Origin of the sequence: Kribbella amoyensis, from assembly GCF_007828865.1 — a bacterium.
Classification (GTDB): Bacteria; Actinomycetota; Actinomycetes; order Propionibacteriales; family Kribbellaceae; genus Kribbella; species Kribbella amoyensis.
In genome coordinates this window covers 16512-34325 of sequence record NZ_VIVK01000003.1, presented here as the reverse complement: position 1 = coordinate 34325, position 17814 = coordinate 16512, and the positions used below count along the sequence as shown (strand labels likewise).

Here is a 17814-nt window from a genome sequence, read left to right as displayed (position 1 = left end):
CGGCTAAGCGCTGTCGTCGAGGAGCAACGTGGCTAGGTTCTTCCGCGTTGCGCAGCCGAGTTTGCGCAGCGCGCTGGAGACGTGGCTCTCGACCGTGCGGCGGGACAGGAACAGTTCAGTGGCGATCTCCTGATTGGTTCGGCCCGCAGCCGCCAGGGCGGCCACGCGGTACTCGCGCGCGGAGAGCGTCCCACCGAGCGCCGGCCGGCCACCTCGCCAGGGATAGGGGATCGGTACGCCGTGCTGCCTCATGCTGCGGCAGACTCGGGCGACGTCACGGGCTGCCGGCAGCGCGCCGTACAGCCGCAATGCGGCCTCGAGGTCGGCGCCGCCCCGGGCATCGCCCCGTTCGCAGCGCCCCAGGCCGAGGCGCTCCGCCGCCTGCGCCTCGTCGTACCGCAGTCCGGCACTGGCCGCTGCAGCCCGGGCGGTTTCGAGCAGAGCGTCGGCGATCTCAGCATCATGATTCGAGGCGAGCACGGCCCGTGCGATGAGCAGGGCGGTCTCCGCGCGCGGTGCGTCGGTTCCGTCCAGGCCGACGGCAAGTTCGTCCACGAGTTCGGCGACCTCCGCGGCGCGGCCCTGCGCGTTCAGTGCGTCCGCCAGACTCAGCACGGGCGCCGCGCCCCACGCCCAGTTGCCCTTGGCGCGGGCGTCGGCGACGGCCGCGTAGGCATGCTCGGCGGCGCCCAGGGGGTCGTCGAGCGTCAGCAGCAACCGCGACATCGCGGTCCGCGCCGAGATCAGCGGCCAGACGGCGCCGACCCGATCGGCGACCGCGATGACCTCGGTGAACCGGTCGGCCGCCTCCTCGGCCGGCCCGATCGCGGCGAGCAGGCAGCCGTGCAGCAGGTGCGAGTCCAGGGACGCCGCACCGAAGGTGGCGTCGGCACCGCCCAGCCGGCGGACCCGATCGATCAAGCCGTCCCAGCGTCCGGCCGCGTGCTCGACCGCGGCGGTCACCAGGTCGGCGACGTCCGCGAGGCGCAGGTACTCCGCGCGGTCGGCGACCTGGCGTCCTTCGGTCAGCAGTGCCTCCGCACGGTCCAGGCGACCGATGTGCAAGGCGGCCTGGGCCCAGTTCAGGCAGGCTCGCGCGTGCTCCCGGTACGACGCCGGAAGATCGCCGCCGAGGAGGTCCTCGATCAGCGGCCAACTCTCCGGCTGCCCCTGCTCGAGCAGCAGTCCCGCTCTCGTGATGCGGACGGCGATGTCGACGCCGCGATCGCCACTGCGTCGAGCAGCCACCGCCGCTTCGTCGCAGCGGGCCTCGTGGTCACGCAGGTGCCGGTCCGTCACAGTCTCCGGGGCGGCCAGGACAGCGAGTGCGCGGCCGAGGAGCGCGGGCTCATCGGCAAGGTCCCCGACCGCTTTCTCGATCTCCAGGTATCCCGCCCGGGCGTCGCCGGACTGCCGCAGCAGGCGGCCGTACGCGAAGCGCAGCTCGCCGCGTACGGCGGCAGGTAGCTGCTCGGTCTCCAGGAGCCGAGCGACGATCGGTTGCGCCTCGGTGTGGGCGAGCCCGTCGACCGCGGCCCGGCCCAGCGCGACCGCGAGCCGGACCCTGACGTCGGCGGCGAGACCGTCCGCGCCGAGCGCCATCACCAGGAAGCGCGCGGCCGCCGCGTCGTTGCCATGGGCAAGGGCCGTGTCAGCGGCCACCTCCGCCCAGGCCACGAACTCGGTACGGCGTCCCGCCTGCCGGTAGTGGTGCGCGAGCCGGGCGGCCGGGGGCGACTCCGACTCCAGGGCCTGGGCGGTGCGCAGATGCAGCCATCGGCGTTCCGGCGCAGGCGTCGACTCGTACACCACCTGCCGGGCGAGCGCGTGGCGGAAGCGACTGGTTCCGTCCTCTTCGTGCAGCAGTCCGAGTGCCTGGGCGCGGGCAAGGGCACGCGCGATCCCGGCCGCGTCGCGCCCGGTCACCGCGGCGAGCAGCCGGTCGTCAGCGACCAGCCCGATGACGGCAGCGGCGTGCAGGACCTCGCGGGCCTCTTCGTCGAGGGACAGCAACCGCTGCACGACCACGTCCCGCAGTACGGTCGGGGCGGCGAGGTCGTCCAGCGTCTCCGGCCCACCGGGAAGCTCGGTCCCCGCACTCTCCATGAAGGTGCGGAGAACCTCCTCCACCACGAACGGGATGCCGCCGGTCCAGTCGTACAGCCGATCGGTGAAGTCCGGCGCGGGCTCGGTCGTGAGAATTCCGCCGGCGAGCTCGGCCACCTCGGTCCGGTTCAACGGGCTGAGCCGGACGATGCGGGCCGCACCCGACGATGCGCGCGCCAGCGCCTCCCGGATCGGTAGTCGCTCCGTCTCGATGCGCCCGGTCAGGATCACCGCGAGGCGGGGCGGCAGGTGCGCGGAGAGGAAGGCCAGGAAGTCGAGGGTCACGGTGTCGGCCCAGTGCAGGTCCTCGAGGACGAGCACCAGCGGGCCGAAGTGCTCGAGCAGGGCGACGGCCGCCCGGAACACGCGGTGCCGGTCGGCGCCCAGATCGGTCAGCACGGGGGGAGGGGCCGGGAGCAGGTCCGCGATCTCCGGGAGCAGCGGCGCCAACGCGCCGATCACGGGATTGAGTGTCCTGGTACCACCGATCCGGTCCCCGGTCTGGCGGAAGGCGTCGAGCAGCGGCGAGAGCGGCAGCGGCTCCTGGAGCTGCTCGCACTGGCCGACCAGGGTGCGGACCTCGGTCAGGCGGCTGGTCAGCTCGCGGACCAGGCGGCTCTTGCCGACCCCGGCCTCACCCTCGACCAGCGCCAGGGACGGTGTGTCCCGGACGGTTGCCTGCAGGAGTTCGAGCTCGGAGTGCCGGCCGACCAGCCCGCTCCGGTCCGGGCATCCAGAAGGCATGTTCCGTCCTCCTGCTCGCACCGGTACCCACCTCGTCGCGGCAACTGTACGGGCAAAAATCCGTGTGACCTACGGATGGCCCGGATGTGGACACCGCCGTACTGTCGCCGGGCATTCGCCCTAACAGGAAGGTGAGCGATGAAACGGTCCACATCCCCTCAGCTGTGGCGAGGGGTGCCGGTCGCGGTGGCGCTGACCGCGCTCGCGGTCGCAGCCGCCGTCCCGTCCGCGTCGGCGGCCGCACCCCCCGCCGCTGACGCCGGCCAGGCACAGAAGTACATCGTCCAGCTGGCCCTCGACCCGGTGGCCACCTACCAGGGCGACGTCCCCGGGCTCGCCGCGACCAAGCCTTCGCGAGGCAAGAGGCTCAACGCGAAGTCGGCCGCGGTCGAGCGGTATGCGGGCCATCTCCGGAACCGGCAGGACAGCGCTCTGCGGACGGTCGGCGCGAAGAAGCTCTACGACTACGTGTACTCGTTCGACGGCTTCGCGGCGGAGCTGAACGACTCGCAGGTGGCGCAACTGCGCGCCATGCCCGATGTGGTCGCGGTGACCAAGGACGCGAAGGTGACGACGCAGACGTCATCGACCGCGACATTCCTGGGACTCGACAAGCCGGGTGGGCTCTGGGACCAGCTCAAGGGCCCGGGCGACGCCGGCGAGGGCCTGGTCATCGGCGTGATCGACTCCGGGATCTGGCCGGACAGCAAGAGCTTCGCCACCCCGGACCCGGCCGGTAAGGCCTACGCGCCACTCACCGGTTTCACGGGGACCTGCGACGGAGCGGGCGACGACTCGTGGACCAGCGACGACTGCAACGGCAAGATCGTCGCCGCACGGCACTTCGACGCGGCCTGGGGCGGTGACGCCGGTATCAAGCAGGCGATGCCGTGGGAGTTCCTCTCCGCCCGTGACTACAACGGCCACGGCACGCACACGGCCTCGACGGCGGGTGGTAACCACGGGGTGTCCGCCACCGGAGCGACGTCGGTGTTCGGCGCGATCACCGGCATGGCGCCGCGGGCCCGGATCGCGGCCTACAAGGCGCTCTGGTCGGCCAAGGACGGCTCCACCGCGTCGGGCGCCAACTCGGACGTCGTCGCCGCTGTCGACCAGGCGGTCGCCGACGGGGTGGACGTCATCAACTTCTCCGTTTCCGGGACGACCAGCGACCTGCTCGACCCCACCGAGGTGGCGTTCCTGGCCGCGGCCGAGGCCGGGATCTTCGTCTCGGCGTCCGCCGGCAACAGCGGCCCCGCAGCCACCACAGTCGCCCACCCGGCGCCGTGGATCACCACGGTCGCGGCGGACACCCACAACCGCTCCACCGCCGGTACGCTCACCCTCGGCACCGGAGCGAAGTACACCGGGGCCTCGCTGGCGACCACCTCGGCCGGACCGGCACCACTGGTCTACGCCGGTGCGGCGACGATCGGGCTGCCGAACGCCAGCGACTTCCTCACCAAGCTGTGCTACCCCGCCGTCGACAACGGCGGCAAGCCGGTGCTCGACCCCGCGAAGGTGGCGGGCAAGATCGTGGTCTGCGAGCGGGGCAACAACGCGCGCGTCAACAAGAGCCGCGCGGTCAAGGAGGCCGGCGGCCTCGGGATGGTCCTGGTCAACACCAGCGCGGCCGCCGACGACGTCGTCGCCGACCTCCATTCCATTCCGTTCCGTCGGTGCACCTGTCGGCCGCGAACCGGGCCGCGATCCAGGCCTACGCCGCCACCGCCGGCGCCACCGCCACCATCTCCGCGGCCAAGGTCTCGTACGACACACCCGCGCCGTACATCTCCTCGTTCTCCTCGCGCGGGCCGACCACCGCGGCCGGCGGCGACCTGCTCAAGCCCGATCTGGCGGCGCCCGGCCAGGACATCCTCGCCGCGGTCGCGCCGCCTGGGCAGGGCGGCCTCGACTTCAACCTGATGAGCGGTACGTCGATGGCGGCGCCGCACGTCGCGGGACTCGCGGCCCTGCTCAAGCAGCGGCATCCCGACTGGTCGCCGATGGCGATCAAGTCGGCGCTGATGACGACCGGCACCGACCTTCTCGACGGACCGGCGAGCAAGCCCGAGGTAGCTTTCGCACAGGGCGCCGGACACGTCGTACCCAACAGCGCGGTCGACCCCGGGCTGGTCTACGACAGCGGCGTCGGCGACTGGATGGCGTTCCTGTGCGGCTCCACCAAGGGTGTCAGGCAGGAGGTGTGCGACGAGCAGAAGCGCCTGCGGAGGTCGCTGGACCCGAGCGATCTGAACACTCCGTCGGTCGCCATCGCCCGGCTCGCCGGCACCCAGACGGTGACGCGGACCGTCACGAACGTCGGACAGACGCGCGCGACCTACCGGCCTGCGGTCACCGGGCTGCCCGGGGTGGACGTCAAGGTGACGCCGCGCAGCATGACCCTAGGTAGTGGCGAGAGCGCCTCGTTCAAGATGACGTTCACCAGGACGACGGCAGCGATGAACAGCTATGTCACCGGTGCGCTCACCTGGGCTGACGGGACCCACCGGGTGCGGATCCCGATGGTGGTGCGACCGGTCGCGGAAGCCTGGACCGCGGTCAACGGTGTCGCGGGGGTCCAGGATTCCGGCGAACAGGTCGTGCTGGACCCGGCCGGCAAGCGAACCTACGTCACCGGCGTCAACTACGGCTTGGTGCCGGGTCAGTACTCCATGAGCATCGTCACCGTCGCCCACGACTCGAAGACCGGTGCCGAGCTGTGGACCTCCCGGTACGCCGGCCCGGCCGGAACCTACGCCGAGCCGATGGACACGAAGGTCAGCCCGGACGGGCGGACCCTCTTCGTCACCGGAGCCACCACCGGCCAGGAGACCGGCACCGACGCGGTCGTCATCGCCTACGACGCGGCGACGGGGGCCCAGAAGTGGGCGACGACGTACAACGGCCCGGCGGCCTTCACCGCCTGGTCCAACGCGATCCAGGTCGGTCCGGACAGCAAGCACGTCTACATCACCGGCATGACGACGCTCGCTGAAGGTGGCGTCGACGACTACTTCACCGCGTCCTACGACGCGGTGACCGGCGCGCAGAGCTGGGTGACCAGGTACGACGGCGAGGGTGGCCAGACCGACGACGCCCGGATGATGGCACTGAGCCAGGATGGCAAGACGGTGATCGTCAGCGGCCAGAGCCCGGGGACCGCGGCGACCGGCTACGACTGGGGCACCGTCGCCTACGACGCCGCGAGCGGCACGCGGAAGTGGGTGAGCCGCTACGACAGTCCGACCCACGGATACGACATGCCGTCGGCGATCGCGATGTCCGGGGACGGCAGGTCGGTGATCGTGACCGGTGCCAGTACCGAGGGCAAGACTTCGGTCGACCTGACCACGATCGCGTACGACGTCACCACCGGGAAGGCGCTGTGGAAGGACAGCTACGACGGCCCGGGGCACTCCACCGACAACCCGTACGCGATCACGGTGGCCGGCGGCAAGGTCTACGTCACCGGCAACACGGTGGGCAGCGGCACGCAGTTCGACCTGTCGACGATCGCGTACGACGAGGCCACCGGCGAACGGCTCTGGGTCCAGCGGTTCGACGGCGCGAAGCACTACGACGACACCTCCTGGGGCGTCGCGGTCACGCCGGACGGCGAAAAGGTGGTCGTGACCGGCACGAGTACCGACGTCGATGCCGGCAGTGACTACGTCACGATCGCCTACGACGCCGCCAGCGGGAACCAGGTCTGGCTCGGCAGGTACGACGGCCTGGTAGGCGCCTCCGACCGCGGTCATGCGATCGCCGTCGACGCCACCAAGGAGGGGGTCCGGATGTTCGTGACCGGACAGAGCACGACGGCCGGGAGCTTCGACACCGGCGTCGAGGTCGACGTGGCGACCGTGGCCTACTTCGCCCCGTGGCTGCAGCGGTAACCACGCACTCCGACGCGGCCGTTCCCGGATCCGGGAACGGCCGCGCCTGTTCGCTGCCCGAGGCCGTTCGCCTGCCGCCGCGTGGTCGGCGGGGCGCTCCTCTCCAGGCTTCGTAGGAAGCGAAGGAAAGGTGGATGCTGGAGATCACAGGGCCGCAATTGGTACAGGATTGGCTTAATTCAGTATCGGCTGTATCGTCTGGTGGCATGACTGACGGACTTGGTGTCGCGGTTGATGCCGCTGCGTTGGCGCGGGTCGGCACTGCGCTGGCGGATGAGAATCGGCGGCGGTTGCTGCTCGCTCTGCTGGAAGAGCCGGCTTTCCCCTCGGATCTCGCCGATCGGCTGGAGATGACCCGGGGCAACGTGTCCAACCACTTGGCTTGTTTGCGGGGGTGTGGTCTGGTGCGGACTGTGCCGGTTGGGCGTCGGGTGCGGTACGAGCTCGCCGACCCTCGGCTGGCGCACGCGCTCGCGGAGCTGGCGACGCTCGTGCTGCTGGTGGACCACGAGGACGTCAGTGACGAGGTCTGTGGTCCGGAGGACTACGACTGCCCGCCGGACGAGGTGAACCATGGCTGACGCCTGCTGCGCTACGGACGCGCCGGCCGCGACAGCCGAAGGCGAGGAGTCGGCCGCTCCTCCGGCCGCGGTTTGGCAGGTGCGGGAGCTTCAGGCCGCCGCGGTGGCCGGCGTGCTGCTGCTGGCTGCCCTGTTCCTCCCCAACGACTGGGCGAAGATCGCCGAGCTGGCAGCGCTGGTGATCGGTGCCGCGACGTTCGTTCCGGGCACGATCAGGGCGTTGCTGCGCGGCCGGCTCGGCGTCGGGCTGCTGATGACGATGGCCGCGATCGGCGCCGTTGCTTTGGGCAACTACGGCGAAGCGGCCATGCTGGCCTTCCTGTTCTCCATCGCCGAGGGCCTCGAGGGGTACGCCGTGGCGCGCACCCAGCACGGTCTGCGGGCACTGCTGAGCCTGGTCCCACCGACCGCGACCGTCCTGCGAGGTGGCGCCGAGGTGGAGTTGGCGCCGGATGAGCTGCGAGTCGGTGACGTACTGCTGGTGAAGCCGGGAGAGCGGATCGCCACCGACGGCGTGGTGTCGTCGGGGCGGAGCTCGCTGGACACCTCGGTGGTCACCGGTGAATCGGTGCCGGTCGAGGTCGGGCCGGGAGCCGAGGTGTTCGCCGGGACGGTCAACGGGGCCGGCGTTCTCGAGATCACCGTGACCGCGACGGCCGAGGACAACTCGCTGGCTCGTCTAGTCCACATTGTGCACGAGGCCCAGGAGCGCAAGGGGTCCAGTCAGCGGCTGGCCGAGAAGCTCGCGCGTCCGCTGGTCCCGGGCGTCCTCGTGCTGGCCGCTCTGGTCGCCGGTCTCGGCAGTCTGCTGGGTGACCCCGGCGTCTGGATCGAACGTTCCCTGGTCGTTCTCGTCGCGGCGGCGCCGTGTGCCTTCGCGTTGTCTGTCCCGGTCGCCGTGGTAGCGGCGATCGGCGCGGCCTCGAAGGCGGGCGTACTGCTCAAGGGCGGAGCCGCGGTCGAGGCGCTCGGCGAGGTCAAGGTCGTCGCTCTCGACAAGACCGGGACGCTGACCCGCAACGAGCCCACCGTGATCGAGATCGTCGCGATGCCGGAGACTGACCAGGCCGAAGTGCTGTCCGTCGCAGCCGCCCTGGAAGCTCGCAGCGAGCACCCGCTCGCCGCCGCGATTCTGGCCGCCGCTGATCCGACGACCTTGACGCCTGGTGCGGAGGTCGAGGCAGTCCCGGGCCACGGGTTGCGGGGGATCGTCGACGGTCGCCCGGCCCGGCTCGGCAAACCCGGCTTCATCGATGCGGACTCGCTGGTGCCCAATGTGGAACGCCTGCAGGACGCCGGCGCGACCGTGGTCCTGGTCGAACACGACGGCGCCTTGATCGGAGCCGTCGCGGTCCGCGACGAGATACGGCTGGAGGCCGCCGAGGCGGTGGCGATGCTGCGGCGGCAGGGAGTCGAGGTCGTCATGCTCACCGGCGACAACGCTCGGACCGCGGCGGCGATCGCCGCCGAAGCGGGGATCGCCGACGTGCGCGCCGAGTTGCTGCCGGAGGACAAGGCCCGCATCGTGACCGAGTTGCAGCAGCGCGGTCCGGTGGCCATGGTCGGCGACGGCATCAACGACGCCCCGGCGCTGGCGACCGCGACCGCGGGCGTGGCGATGGGCGTGATGGGCAGCGACGTGGCGATCGAGGCTGCCGACGTCGCGTTGATGGGCGAGGATCTGCGCCGGCTTCCGGATGCGATCGCCCATACCCGCGCGGCCCGGCGAGTCTTCACTCAGAACCTGGTGATGTCGGGCGGGATCCTGGTCGCGTTGGTCCCTCTGGCGGCCACCGGTGTCCTCGGTTTGGCGACGGTCGTCGCCGCGCACGAACTGGCCGAGGTCCTGGTGATCGGCAACGGCATCCGCGCCGGCCGGAAGAAGCACCTCCCCATCCACCGGGCGCTGCGCGCGGCCCAAGCGGCCAGGACAGTGCCGATCGCGAAGCCGCTCGTCGCGGAAGCGTCGCCCGTCGTGCCGGCGGGCCGCACGTTGCTGGCCCTCGGCGCCGCGCCGGGCGCAGCCGGAGAACCGCCCCGGGGGTCGGGTGTCGCGGCGTCGTCCGGATGCTGCGACGGTCCCTGCACCTGCGATCACGGGGGCGCCCGGTGACGGTTTCGGTGGACGTGGGTCATGACGGTCCGTTGGTCGAGTGAGCTCACGGCTGAGCACACGGGTGTCAGGAAAGCTGAGGAGCGGCGCGGGACCAGGGGTCCGCACGCAGCGTCGGCCGATCGGACAGCAGTCAGCGGTCGGGATCGACCCCTGGCCGCCGCGCCGGCGGAGTACAGGGCAGGGACCGCGACCGGATCAGGTCCGGGAGATGCCCAACTCGGGCAGTGTCAGGCCGCGGGGCGCCACCGGCGCAGGAGTCGGCAGCCGACCGGGCAACCGATCGGGCCGCAGCCGGCGGAGGGTCGGCCCGTGGACGAACGCGACCGCCATGGTGCTGAGGAGCAGCGCCACGCACATCCCGAGCAGCTCGTCGCCGGGCATCGGGGCGTGATCGCCGCCGGCCGAGACTTGCGGGGCCAAGGCGAAGACAGGCACGGAGATCCCGGGGGCCTGTTCGGCGACGGTGACAGGCGGGCCGCCGGCCGGCAGGTCACCAGCGTCGGCGCAGTGCGGGGCGAGGACGGCGGCCACCGCGAGGAGTAGCAGCCCAGGAACCGCAGGCGTCGCTGACGCGCCGCGCGCTCGGTTCCTCCGCTGATCACGCGGCACAGCCTACCGACCGGCGCCTTGTCGGCCGTGCCCGGTCGTTACTCGGCGAACCTCACCGCCGACCTGCGCAACCAGAGCTGTGGGTGGAGATTGGCTCCTCCTGGTTATTCTGTCTGCGATGAAGACTGGCCGGGCGGTGATGAGCAATACGCTCAGCCGCGTCCTGTTCGCCCTGGCGGTGATCGGCGTGGTCGCCTTTCACAGCCTGACGGTCGAGCACGAACCGGTCGTTCCCGCGCTCAGCGGGCCAGTCGTCGTGCAGTTGCCTGCCGCTACGACGTACGCGCCTTTGTCGGTGGACGACGTCGTCGGGCCGTGGCACTACGACGCGGCCGAGATTCCGTTCGCCTCGCCGGTCTCGGGTGTCGAGCACTGCGGTGTGGCCTGTGTCGCGTTCCTCTCGGTATCGCTGATGTTGCTCGGGTGGTTCGCCCGGCCGGTACTGATCAGCAGGTGGTGGCCCGCGCATGGCCGGGCCGCGATGGCCGTGCCGGCGGTGCACGACCTCGGTCAATGGCTGGTGCCATCGCCGGCGAAGCTCTGCGTGCTGCGGACCTGAGCCGATCCGTGCCGGTCGGTCCTGCCGACCTGACGACCTGACCTTCCCCGTCGCCCGCGCCGTCGGCGTTTCGACGCGTCGCCGTGCGCCCGGGCGCATCTTGTCTGACCATCGAGAGGTACTCGCATCATGTCTTCATCCCGGATCGCCGGGCTTTGCCTGACCGCCGCACTCGCCCTGGCCACCCTGGCCGGCTGCGGCAGCGACACCCCCACCGCCACGCCCAGCTCGTCGCCGACCGCGCCGTCGGCCGCCCCGACCTCCTCGTCGCCGACGACCAGTACTCCGCCGGCCACGCCGCCCTCGCAGACTCCCGGCAGCCCGCCTGCCGCGACGGCCGACGTGACGGTCGAGGTCACGATCGCGGGGACCAAGGTCTCCGCCAGCCAGGCCGTCGTGAAGGCGAAGGCGGGGCAGAAGGTGTTGATCAAGGCGACCAGTGACGTCCCCGAATCGCTGCACGTGCACGGCTACGACAACACGCTGGAGCTCAAGCCGGGCAAGCCGGCGGCGTTGACCATCACGACCGACCAGAAGGGTCTGTTCGAGGTGGAGACCCACGAGAGCGGCAAGCTCGCCTTCAAGCTGCAGGTGTCATGAGAAGCCCTGTGTCAACCCGCCTCCTGCTGGGTGGGGTTGAGGATGTGTTGCAGAGCGTTGTGTTTGGTGGGGTTGTAGGCGGTGTTGTTTTGCCAGCAGTGCCAGATGACGAACAGCCAGGCGCGGGCGAGGATGCGGACGGCGTGGGGGTGGTCGTGGCCTCGGGATCGGGCTCGGTCGTAGAGGTCGGCTGCCCAGGGGTTGGCTCGTCGGGAGTCGCCGGCGAAGTCGGTGACGGCGTCGCGGAGTTGTTTGTCGCAGGCCCAGCGGAAGCTGACCGTGCGGAGTTTGCCCGATTGCCGGGTCGAGGGTGCGGCTCCGGCCAGGCAGGCGAGGGCTTCGGGGGTGGGGAAGCGGGCGCGGCAGTCGCCGATCTCGGCCAGGAGCCGGGCGGCGCGGACGCGGCCGGAGCGGGGCAGGCTGGTGAAGATGTGCTGATCGGTGTGCGTGGTGAGCTGGTCGCTGATCTGGCCGGTGAGGGTTTTGATCTGGTCGACCAGCGTGGTGAGCAGTGCGACCAGGGCGTGGGTGATCTGGGCGTTCAAGGTGGCGTCGTGGCCGGTCGCACCGCGGGGTGCGGCGAGCAGGTAGGTGTGCAGCGCGGCAGGGTCTTTCTTGCCGGAGTAGCCGACCGATGCCAGCCAGGCGCCGAGGCGTTTCGGCGAGAGCCAGTCGGCGCGGTCTTGGGTGTCGAAGCGGGTCAGGAACTGCAGGCTGATCGGAGAATCGATCTCGGCGAACAACCCGACTGCCCCGGGGAAAGCGTTCCGCAGGTGGGCGCGGAGCTGGTTCGCGACCGCGACCCGGTGAGCGACGAGGTCTTTGCGGGTCCGGCAGGCGCGGCGCAGTACGACGGTTTCGGGGCTGTCCGGGGTGAGCGGTGCGAGCCGGGCCCGATCGGTGCGCAGGGTGTCGGCCAGGACGTAGGCGTCGAATCGGTCGTCTTTGTTGCCGGCCGATCCGTAGCGGCTCCTGAGGTTCTTGACCTGGTTCGGGCTGATCACGACCACTGTGACACCGGCTTGCAGAAGGGCATCGACGACCGGGCCGTCGGGTCGTTCGATCGCGACCTCGCCGACACCGTTGCGTCCCAGCACGGCGATCAGGTCGCGCAGGCCGGCGGCGGTGTGTTCGACGGTGCACCGGTCGACTTCTTGGCCGCGGGCGTTGACGACCGATACGGCGTGGTCGTCGCGGGCCCAGTCCAGGCCGGCTGTGACGGCGTTGAGAGGTTCTTCGGGCAGGGTGTTTCTGGCAGACTTCACGTCAGCCTCCTCGCTGCTAGACCCAGTGGGGAGGCACCCTTATGTGGTGCCGGGACGCTGCTGCCGGTTCGCTCACTGATCGGCGCTCGCAGCACACAGCCCTGGCGCTCAGCCCTGTCGACGGTCGGCACGCCCCGGGTAACCGCCAGGCCCTGCAGATCTCATGACGGACGTCCAAGACGTCAAGCGAGCAGGGCAGTGACCAGACGGCACCTCGGGTGCATCAGCAACCAATCCACAGTTACTGACCAAAGGATGGTGCACCAGTGAGCGGGATTGCCGCCGTGCTGCCACTGCACGGGATCGGCGGGCGACAGGATCTGCCGGTGCCGTTCGGCTTCATGCTGACCGGTGCCGGCGTCGCCATCGCGCTGTCGTTCGTGATCCTGGGCTTCGCATGGCGATCACCGAAGTACCGGGGTGCTGCCGCCGGCCGAGCGCTCCCGCCGGTGGTGACGGCCACTGTCGACGCCGGCTGGTTCCGCTGGATCGTCCGCCTGTCCGGTTTGGCCGCGTTCGGCTATGCCGGGGTCGCGCTGCTGTTCGGCGCGGACCGGTTGACCAACCCGATTTTCGGGGTCGTCTACATCCTGGTCTGGGTCGGACTCGTCCCGGTGTCGTTGGTGTTCGGGCCGGTCTGGCGCACGCTCAATCCACTCCGCACCCTGCACCTGCTGGCCAGCCGATTGCTGCGGGCGGATCCGGGCCGGGGGCTGTTCACCTTGTCGTCACGGGCCGGTCTGTGGCCGGGAGCGGTCTGGCTGTTCGCCTTCGCCTGGCTGGAACTGGTCGCGCCCGATCGGGCGACCTTGCCGGTCCTGCAGGGGTGGCTGGCGTTGTACGTGGTGGGCACGCTCTTCGGAGCGGTGTTGTTCGGGGACCGGTGGTTCGCGGCGGCTGATCCGTTCGAGGTCTACGCCACGCTGATGGCGAAGTTGTCCCCGTGGGGCCGCAAGAACGGCGCGATCGTCGTCCGCCGTCCCCTGGAGAACCTGGACAGCTTGCGTCCGCGCCCAGGTCTGGTCGCCGTGGTCGCGGTGCTGCTCGGCACCACGGCATACGACGGGTTCTCGAACTCGACCGTATGGATCGGCTGGGCGCAGAACTCCGGGTACTCGATGACGTTGCTCGGCACGCTCGCCCTCGCCACGTTCGTACTGTTCGTCCTCATCACGTACTCCGGTGCCACCTTCCTGGCCGGTCGGTTGTCAGACAGCTCTCGGGGGTTGTTGCCGGGACTGTTCGCGCACTCCGTCGTACCGATCGTGCTCGGCTATGTGATCGCGCACTACTTCACCCTGCTCGTCCTGGAAGGGCAACGCACGCTGATCCTGCTGAGTGATCCGCTCAGCAACGGCGCGAACGTGTTCGGGACCGGGCTGCTCGGCGTCAACACCTCGATCGCCAGTCACTCCGCCGCGATCGCGACGATCCAGGTCGGGGCCGTGGTTGTCGGCCACCTGCTCGGCGTCGTCTCCGCCCACGATCGCGCGGTCGCGTCGTTCCCGCGAGCCCGGGCCCTGGCCGGGCAGGTGCCGCTGCTCGTCGTGATGGTCGCCTACACCGTCGGCGGTCTGCTGCTCCTCTTCTCGTCCTGAATCTTCCTGAACGGAGACTTACCCATGAGTCTGAACGCCCGTATCTCCATCGGTATCGCGGCCGCCTTCGCTGTGGTGGTGGCTGTCCTGCTGGTCGTCAGCAACTCTGGCTCGGACGACGCACCGGACCAGGTGTCGGCCGCGACCGACACCGACCGGCACGAACGGCTGGTCCGCCCGGACAGTCACAAGCTGGACGTTGCCCCCGACAACAAGGTGACGTTCGTCGAGTTCCTGGACTTCGAGTGCGAGTCGTGCCGGGCCGCGTTCCCCGCGGTCGAGCAGCTGCGCAAGGACTATGCCGGCAAGGTGACGTTCGTGGTCCGCTACTTCCCGATCCCCTCGCACTTCAACGCCGAGCGCGCGGCCCGGGCGGTGGAGGCCGCGTCGAAGCAGGGCAAGTTCGAGCAGATGTACCAGCGGATGTACGAGACGCAGGCCGAGTGGGGCGAGCAGCGGGTCCCGGCCGACGAGCGGTTCCGCGGGTTCGCGAAGGACCTCGGCCTGAACCTGGCGGAGTTCGACAAGGTGTACAACGACCCGGCGACGCTGGCGCGGATCAAGCGGGACGTCGCCGACGGTGAGGCGCTCGGGGTCAGCGGAACGCCGACGTTCTTCCTGAACGGGCAGAAGATCCAGCCGGAGTCCTTCGAGGACTTGAAGGCGAGCATCGATGCCGCTCTCGAGTGACACCGCGCCGGACCTGAGCACGGAGCGAGGTGAGGCGGCGCCTCCCGCCGAGGCGTTCCCTCGCCTCCTGCCCTGGCTGCTGTTGGTCGGCGGCACGGTCGGTCTGCTGGCGGCCGGGGCCTTGACGGTCGAGAAGATCGCGATGCTGCGGGACCCGAACCACGTTCCGTCCTGCAGCATCAACCCGGTCCTGTCCTGCGGCTCGGTGATGACCGAGCCGCAGGCGGAGGCGTTCGGCTTCCCGAACCCGTTGCTCGGCATCGCCGGCTTCGCGATGGTGGCCGCGGTCGGCGCCGCATTGCTGGCTGGGGCGGCCTTCCGCCGCTGGTTCTGGCTGGGCCTGCAGGCCGGGCTCACGTTCGGCGTGGTGTTCGTCCACTGGCTCATCTTCCAGAGCCTTTACCGCATCGGTGCCCTTTGCCCTTACTGCATGGTGGTGTGGACCGTGACGATTCCGATCTCTTGGTACGTCACACTCCACAACCTCGCCCGGCTGCCGGTCGGGAAGGTGCTGACCAGGTACCACGGCGTCGTCCTGACCGTCTGGTACCTCGCCATCGTGACCCTGGTGGGCGAGCAGTTCTGGTCGTACTGGCGAACCCTCGGCTGACACGCCGCGATCTCGCCGTGAGTACTCAGTTGTCGGGCCGTGCTCTGGACGACTTCCTCGGGGCTCCGCGCCGCGTGGTGCCGACGGTGGTACCGATGGGTCCGGCCGGGGCGACCGGCCTGACCACAGTCCAGCGGGAGTAAGTCGAGAACCGGATGCGGCCGTGTCCACCGGAGCTGGTGACGAGTGCGACGCACAAGGTGATGTGGCACGACAGCGAGGGCGTCCTGAACGTTGGACACTGCGGTGCAGCACGCCTACCTGGCGGACCGGACGCCGTACCGGTCGGCCGCGGAGTTCGCGCTGGGCCTGCGGGACTCGGACCTCTTCGCCGTGGTTGCGAACACCTGGTTCTGGGGACTGCAGGCGGCGACGTTCCGGCGCGGCATGATCCCCGTCTCGCTGGTGACCCAGGCCGACGGCCGGGTGCGCTACTCCAGCCGAACCACGGAAATACTGCGAGCGATGAAGCTGCTTTCTATCGCCGAGGCACGCAGCGTTCTGGATCGCGCCGCCGCCGAGGAAGGCCTGTCTCCAGAGCGGGCGCAGAGAAAGTACGACGCCGTGGCGCCACGGCAGTACGCCTTCCTGCCCGCTGGTGAGCATCCTCGATGCCTGGCGAACATGTCGACCCTGCTTCACCGCGATCCGTGACCGCGGATTTACCGTCGTCCCCGAACCCTGATCCGCCCGCCGTAACGGTCGAGCAGAGTCGTGGGTCTGCCGATCGAGGCAACGCCGAAGCCGAATCCGAACGCGACCAGACAGTCAACTGCTCCAGCGACGCCGGGCCCGGCGACCGGCCCAACCCCGACCCCGACCGCGCGTCAGCTGACTGCTTGTTCGACCAGGGCGCTGATGCGGGCTTCTGCCTCGGGGGTCATCTTGGTCAGGGCGAAGGTCGTCGGCCACAGGGTGCCGTCGTCCAGGGCCGCGCGGTCACTGAAACCGAGCGTCGCGTAGCGGGCCTTGAACTTCTCCGCGCTCTGGAAGAAGCAGACGATCTTGCCGTCCAGCGCGTAGGCGGGCATTCCGTACCAGAGCTTCGGCGCAAGCTCTGGCGCGCTGGTCGTGACGACCTCGTGCACCCGCTCGGCCAGGATCCGATCCGATGCCTCCATCTCGGCGATCTTCGCGATCACGTCGCGCGCCGCTTCGGCGGCCTTCTCCGCCGCCGAGGTACGGCGGAGCGCGCGCTTCTGGTCCAGCGCGTGGTCCTTCATCGCGGCCCGCTCCTCGGCGGTGAATCCCTCGTACGTGGTGCTGCTCATCGTTGTCTCCTTGTCTGTGCGGGTCAATGAGGTGGCGAAGCGCCGGTCAGGCGGCCGGGATCTCCCAGACGAAGCCGTCGGGGTCGGTGAGGGCGACCTTGCTGCCGAGGGCGATGCGGTGGGAGCCGGTTCCCTCCTGGGAGAGGCCGGTGTCCTTGGCCAGGGCGTGGCGAGGGTAGAGGGCAAGCGTGACGGGCGACGACGCGGTGTCGAACTCGACGTACTTGCCGCCGAAGCTCTTGCTCACCGTCAGGCCGTTGGCGACGTAGAACTGCTTGCTCGCCTTGACGTCCGTGACTCCGAGCAGGAGCGCGACCTGGTCGATGGTCCGGGTGGCGGGGGCGGTGTCCTTCTTCTTCGAGGTCGCGACCTTCAGGATGGTCCCGTCCGGCGTCTGAACGATGCCGCCGTAGCCCCAGAAGCTCTTGGTGGCCGGCTTCAGCGTGGTGGCGCCGGCGGCGACGGCAGCGTCGATGATGGCGTCGACGTTGCCCGGTTGGGCCACCACGAGCGACAGCGCGAAGCCGCGGAAACCCGTCGTCGGAGCGGTGGAACTGCGCAGGCTCACGTACGTGTCCAGGTCGCAGGCTCGGTAGAAGGCTTCCGCCGACTCGAGATCGGAAACTTCGAGGGTGATGTTCAGCATGGTGATGACCTGTCCTTTGCGATGAAGGGGTGCTTGCTGCGTTCGGCGCCGGTGGGGCCGTGCTCAGCGGTCCTGCAGGAGTCCGAGAACGTTGCCGTCGGGATCGATGACCGTGGCCACCCGTCGGCCACCACCGACCTCGTGAGCGGCCTCCTCGACGACGGCTCCCGCGGCCGTGACCTCGGCCAGCTTCGCCTCGAGGTCCGCCACGTGCCAGTACGCCACCGGTGAGGTCATGCCCTGCGGTCCACCGCCCGGCACCAGCCCGATGTGCTGGCCCTCGGTCTCGAAACCGACGTAGTAGGCGGTGTCGGTCTGCGGCGGCATGCCGAGCAGCGCGGAGTACACGGCCTTCGCCTTCGCCAGATCGGAGACCGGGTGGAGCAGGGTCTTGACCCCGTGGGTCGACTTGTCCGTCATGATCACTCCTGGTGTCGGCGGGCTCCTCGGCCCGCTGCGGTGTGGTCTCAGCTTTGCGCTTCGGGCACCTGGCCCACATCCGTGGTGACCACGGAACCGC

Annotated in this window: 17 protein-coding genes; 11 read left to right on the top strand and 6 right to left on the bottom strand. The window is 70.0% G+C overall.

Annotated features, from left to right (window positions below; genetic code table 11):
- Window positions 1–3 precede the first annotated feature (3 nt).
- On the bottom strand, window positions 4–2850 hold the full coding sequence (locus FB561_RS34255) for an ATP-binding protein (RefSeq protein WP_145814240.1): 2847 nt from the start codon (window positions 2848–2850) through the stop codon (window positions 4–6).
- A 138-nt stretch (window positions 2851–2988) separates the two neighbouring features.
- Here FB561_RS34255 and FB561_RS38880 point away from each other — a divergent pair, with 138 nt between their 5' ends.
- From FB561_RS38880 to FB561_RS34235, 4 genes are all read left to right on the top strand, one after another.
- Window positions 2989–4776: a S8 family serine peptidase gene (locus FB561_RS38880; protein ID WP_145814239.1), complete on the top strand. Its 1788-nt coding sequence runs from the start codon at window positions 2989–2991 to the stop codon at window positions 4774–4776.
- Window positions 4689–6749, top strand: a complete 2061-nt coding sequence (locus FB561_RS34245; RefSeq protein ID WP_420371366.1) for a S8 family serine peptidase — start codon at window positions 4689–4691, stop codon at window positions 6747–6749. Before FB561_RS38880 ends, FB561_RS34245 begins: the two co-directional genes overlap by 88 nt.
- A gap of 134 nt (window positions 6750–6883) precedes the next feature.
- The gene (locus FB561_RS34240; RefSeq protein WP_272952593.1) at window positions 6884–7330 is read left to right on the top strand and encodes an ArsR/SmtB family transcription factor; all 447 of its coding nucleotides are present in this window, start codon (window positions 6884–6886) and stop codon (window positions 7328–7330) included.
- Window positions 7323–9443, top strand: a complete 2121-nt coding sequence (locus FB561_RS34235) for a heavy metal translocating P-type ATPase (RefSeq protein ID WP_145814237.1) — start codon at window positions 7323–7325, stop codon at window positions 9441–9443. The genes FB561_RS34240 and FB561_RS34235 overlap by 8 nt, the downstream gene beginning before the upstream one ends.
- Before the next feature lie 198 nt (window positions 9444–9641).
- Here the strand turns inward: FB561_RS34235 and FB561_RS34230 are convergent, their stop codons facing one another.
- A complete protein-coding gene (locus FB561_RS34230; RefSeq protein ID WP_145814236.1) occupies window positions 9642–9977 on the bottom strand; it encodes a hypothetical protein in 336 nt (111 codons plus the stop codon).
- Window positions 9978–10173: 196 nt separating this feature from the next.
- Here FB561_RS34230 and FB561_RS34225 point away from each other — a divergent pair, with 196 nt between their 5' ends.
- Window positions 10174–10614 (top strand): hypothetical protein, encoded by a 441-nt coding sequence (locus FB561_RS34225; protein ID WP_145814235.1) that lies wholly within the window; start codon window positions 10174–10176, stop codon window positions 10612–10614.
- A 129-nt stretch (window positions 10615–10743) separates the two neighbouring features.
- Entirely contained in the window at window positions 10744–11214 is a 471-nt protein-coding gene (locus FB561_RS34220; protein WP_145814234.1) for a cupredoxin domain-containing protein, read from the top strand.
- Window positions 11215–11225: 11 nt separating this feature from the next.
- Here the strand turns inward: FB561_RS34220 and FB561_RS34215 are convergent, their stop codons facing one another.
- A complete protein-coding gene (locus tag FB561_RS34215; RefSeq protein WP_145801888.1) occupies window positions 11226–12479 on the bottom strand; it encodes an IS110 family RNA-guided transposase in 1254 nt (417 codons plus the stop codon).
- A gap of 266 nt (window positions 12480–12745) precedes the next feature.
- On the opposite strand from FB561_RS34215, the gene FB561_RS34210 reads away from it, so the two are divergent.
- From FB561_RS34210 to FB561_RS34195, 5 genes are all read left to right on the top strand, one after another.
- Window positions 12746–14077, top strand: a complete 1332-nt coding sequence (locus FB561_RS34210; RefSeq protein ID WP_337692338.1) for a hypothetical protein — start codon at window positions 12746–12748, stop codon at window positions 14075–14077.
- A gap of 24 nt (window positions 14078–14101) precedes the next feature.
- A complete protein-coding gene (locus FB561_RS34205) occupies window positions 14102–14767 on the top strand; it encodes a DsbA family protein (protein ID WP_145814233.1) in 666 nt (221 codons plus the stop codon).
- Window positions 14751–15377, top strand: a complete 627-nt coding sequence (locus FB561_RS34200; RefSeq protein WP_145814232.1) for a vitamin K epoxide reductase family protein — start codon at window positions 14751–14753, stop codon at window positions 15375–15377. The genes FB561_RS34205 and FB561_RS34200 overlap by 17 nt, the downstream gene beginning before the upstream one ends.
- A gap of 17 nt (window positions 15378–15394) precedes the next feature.
- Window positions 15395–15520, top strand: a complete 126-nt coding sequence (locus FB561_RS39070; RefSeq protein WP_272952592.1) for a hypothetical protein — start codon at window positions 15395–15397, stop codon at window positions 15518–15520.
- A gap of 103 nt (window positions 15521–15623) precedes the next feature.
- Window positions 15624–16031 carry a hypothetical protein gene (locus FB561_RS34195; RefSeq protein WP_145814231.1) on the top strand — a complete coding sequence of 136 codons (408 nt, stop codon included), beginning with the start codon at window positions 15624–15626 and terminating at the stop codon, window positions 16029–16031.
- A gap of 173 nt (window positions 16032–16204) precedes the next feature.
- On the opposite strand, the gene FB561_RS34190 is transcribed toward FB561_RS34195, so the two are convergent.
- The 3 genes from FB561_RS34190 to FB561_RS34180 all read right to left on the bottom strand — a co-directional run bounded on the left by FB561_RS34190 (window position 16205) and on the right by FB561_RS34180 (window position 17714).
- On the bottom strand, window positions 16205–16648 hold the full coding sequence (locus tag FB561_RS34190) for an iron chaperone (protein ID WP_145814230.1): 444 nt from the start codon (window positions 16646–16648) through the stop codon (window positions 16205–16207).
- Between the two features lie 46 nt (window positions 16649–16694).
- On the bottom strand, window positions 16695–17294 hold the full coding sequence (locus tag FB561_RS34185) for a VOC family protein (RefSeq protein WP_145814229.1): 600 nt from the start codon (window positions 17292–17294) through the stop codon (window positions 16695–16697).
- A gap of 63 nt (window positions 17295–17357) precedes the next feature.
- Window positions 17358–17714 (bottom strand): VOC family protein, encoded by a 357-nt coding sequence (locus tag FB561_RS34180; protein ID WP_145814228.1) that lies wholly within the window; start codon window positions 17712–17714, stop codon window positions 17358–17360.
- Window positions 17715–17814 lie beyond the last annotated feature (100 nt).

Excerpts from the sequence above, each read along its gene's own strand:
- FB561_RS38880 (WP_145814239.1), top strand. The coding sequence starts at position 2,989 with ATGAAACGGTCCACATCCCCTCAGCTGTGGCGAGGGGTGCCGGTCGCG.
- FB561_RS34220 (WP_145814234.1), top strand. The coding sequence starts at position 10,744 with ATGTCTTCATCCCGGATCGCCGGGCTTTGCCTGACCGCCGCACTCGCC.
- FB561_RS34255 (WP_145814240.1), bottom strand. The coding sequence starts at position 2,850 with ATGCCTTCTGGATGCCCGGACCGGAGCGGGCTGGTCGGCCGGCACTCC.
- FB561_RS34180 (WP_145814228.1), bottom strand. The coding sequence starts at position 17,714 with ATGACGGACAAGTCGACCCACGGGGTCAAGACCCTGCTCCACCCGGTC.
- FB561_RS34235 (WP_145814237.1), top strand. The coding sequence starts at position 7,323 with ATGGCTGACGCCTGCTGCGCTACGGACGCGCCGGCCGCGACAGCCGAA.
- FB561_RS34190 (WP_145814230.1), bottom strand. The coding sequence starts at position 16,648 with ATGAGCAGCACCACGTACGAGGGATTCACCGCCGAGGAGCGGGCCGCG.
- FB561_RS34205 (WP_145814233.1), top strand. The coding sequence starts at position 14,102 with ATGAGTCTGAACGCCCGTATCTCCATCGGTATCGCGGCCGCCTTCGCT.
- FB561_RS34225 (WP_145814235.1), top strand. The coding sequence starts at position 10,174 with ATGAAGACTGGCCGGGCGGTGATGAGCAATACGCTCAGCCGCGTCCTG.
- FB561_RS34200 (WP_145814232.1), top strand. The coding sequence starts at position 14,751 with ATGCCGCTCTCGAGTGACACCGCGCCGGACCTGAGCACGGAGCGAGGT.
- FB561_RS34185 (WP_145814229.1), bottom strand. The coding sequence starts at position 17,294 with ATGCTGAACATCACCCTCGAAGTTTCCGATCTCGAGTCGGCGGAAGCC.
- FB561_RS34240 (WP_272952593.1), top strand. The coding sequence starts at position 6,884 with ATGCTGGAGATCACAGGGCCGCAATTGGTACAGGATTGGCTTAATTCA.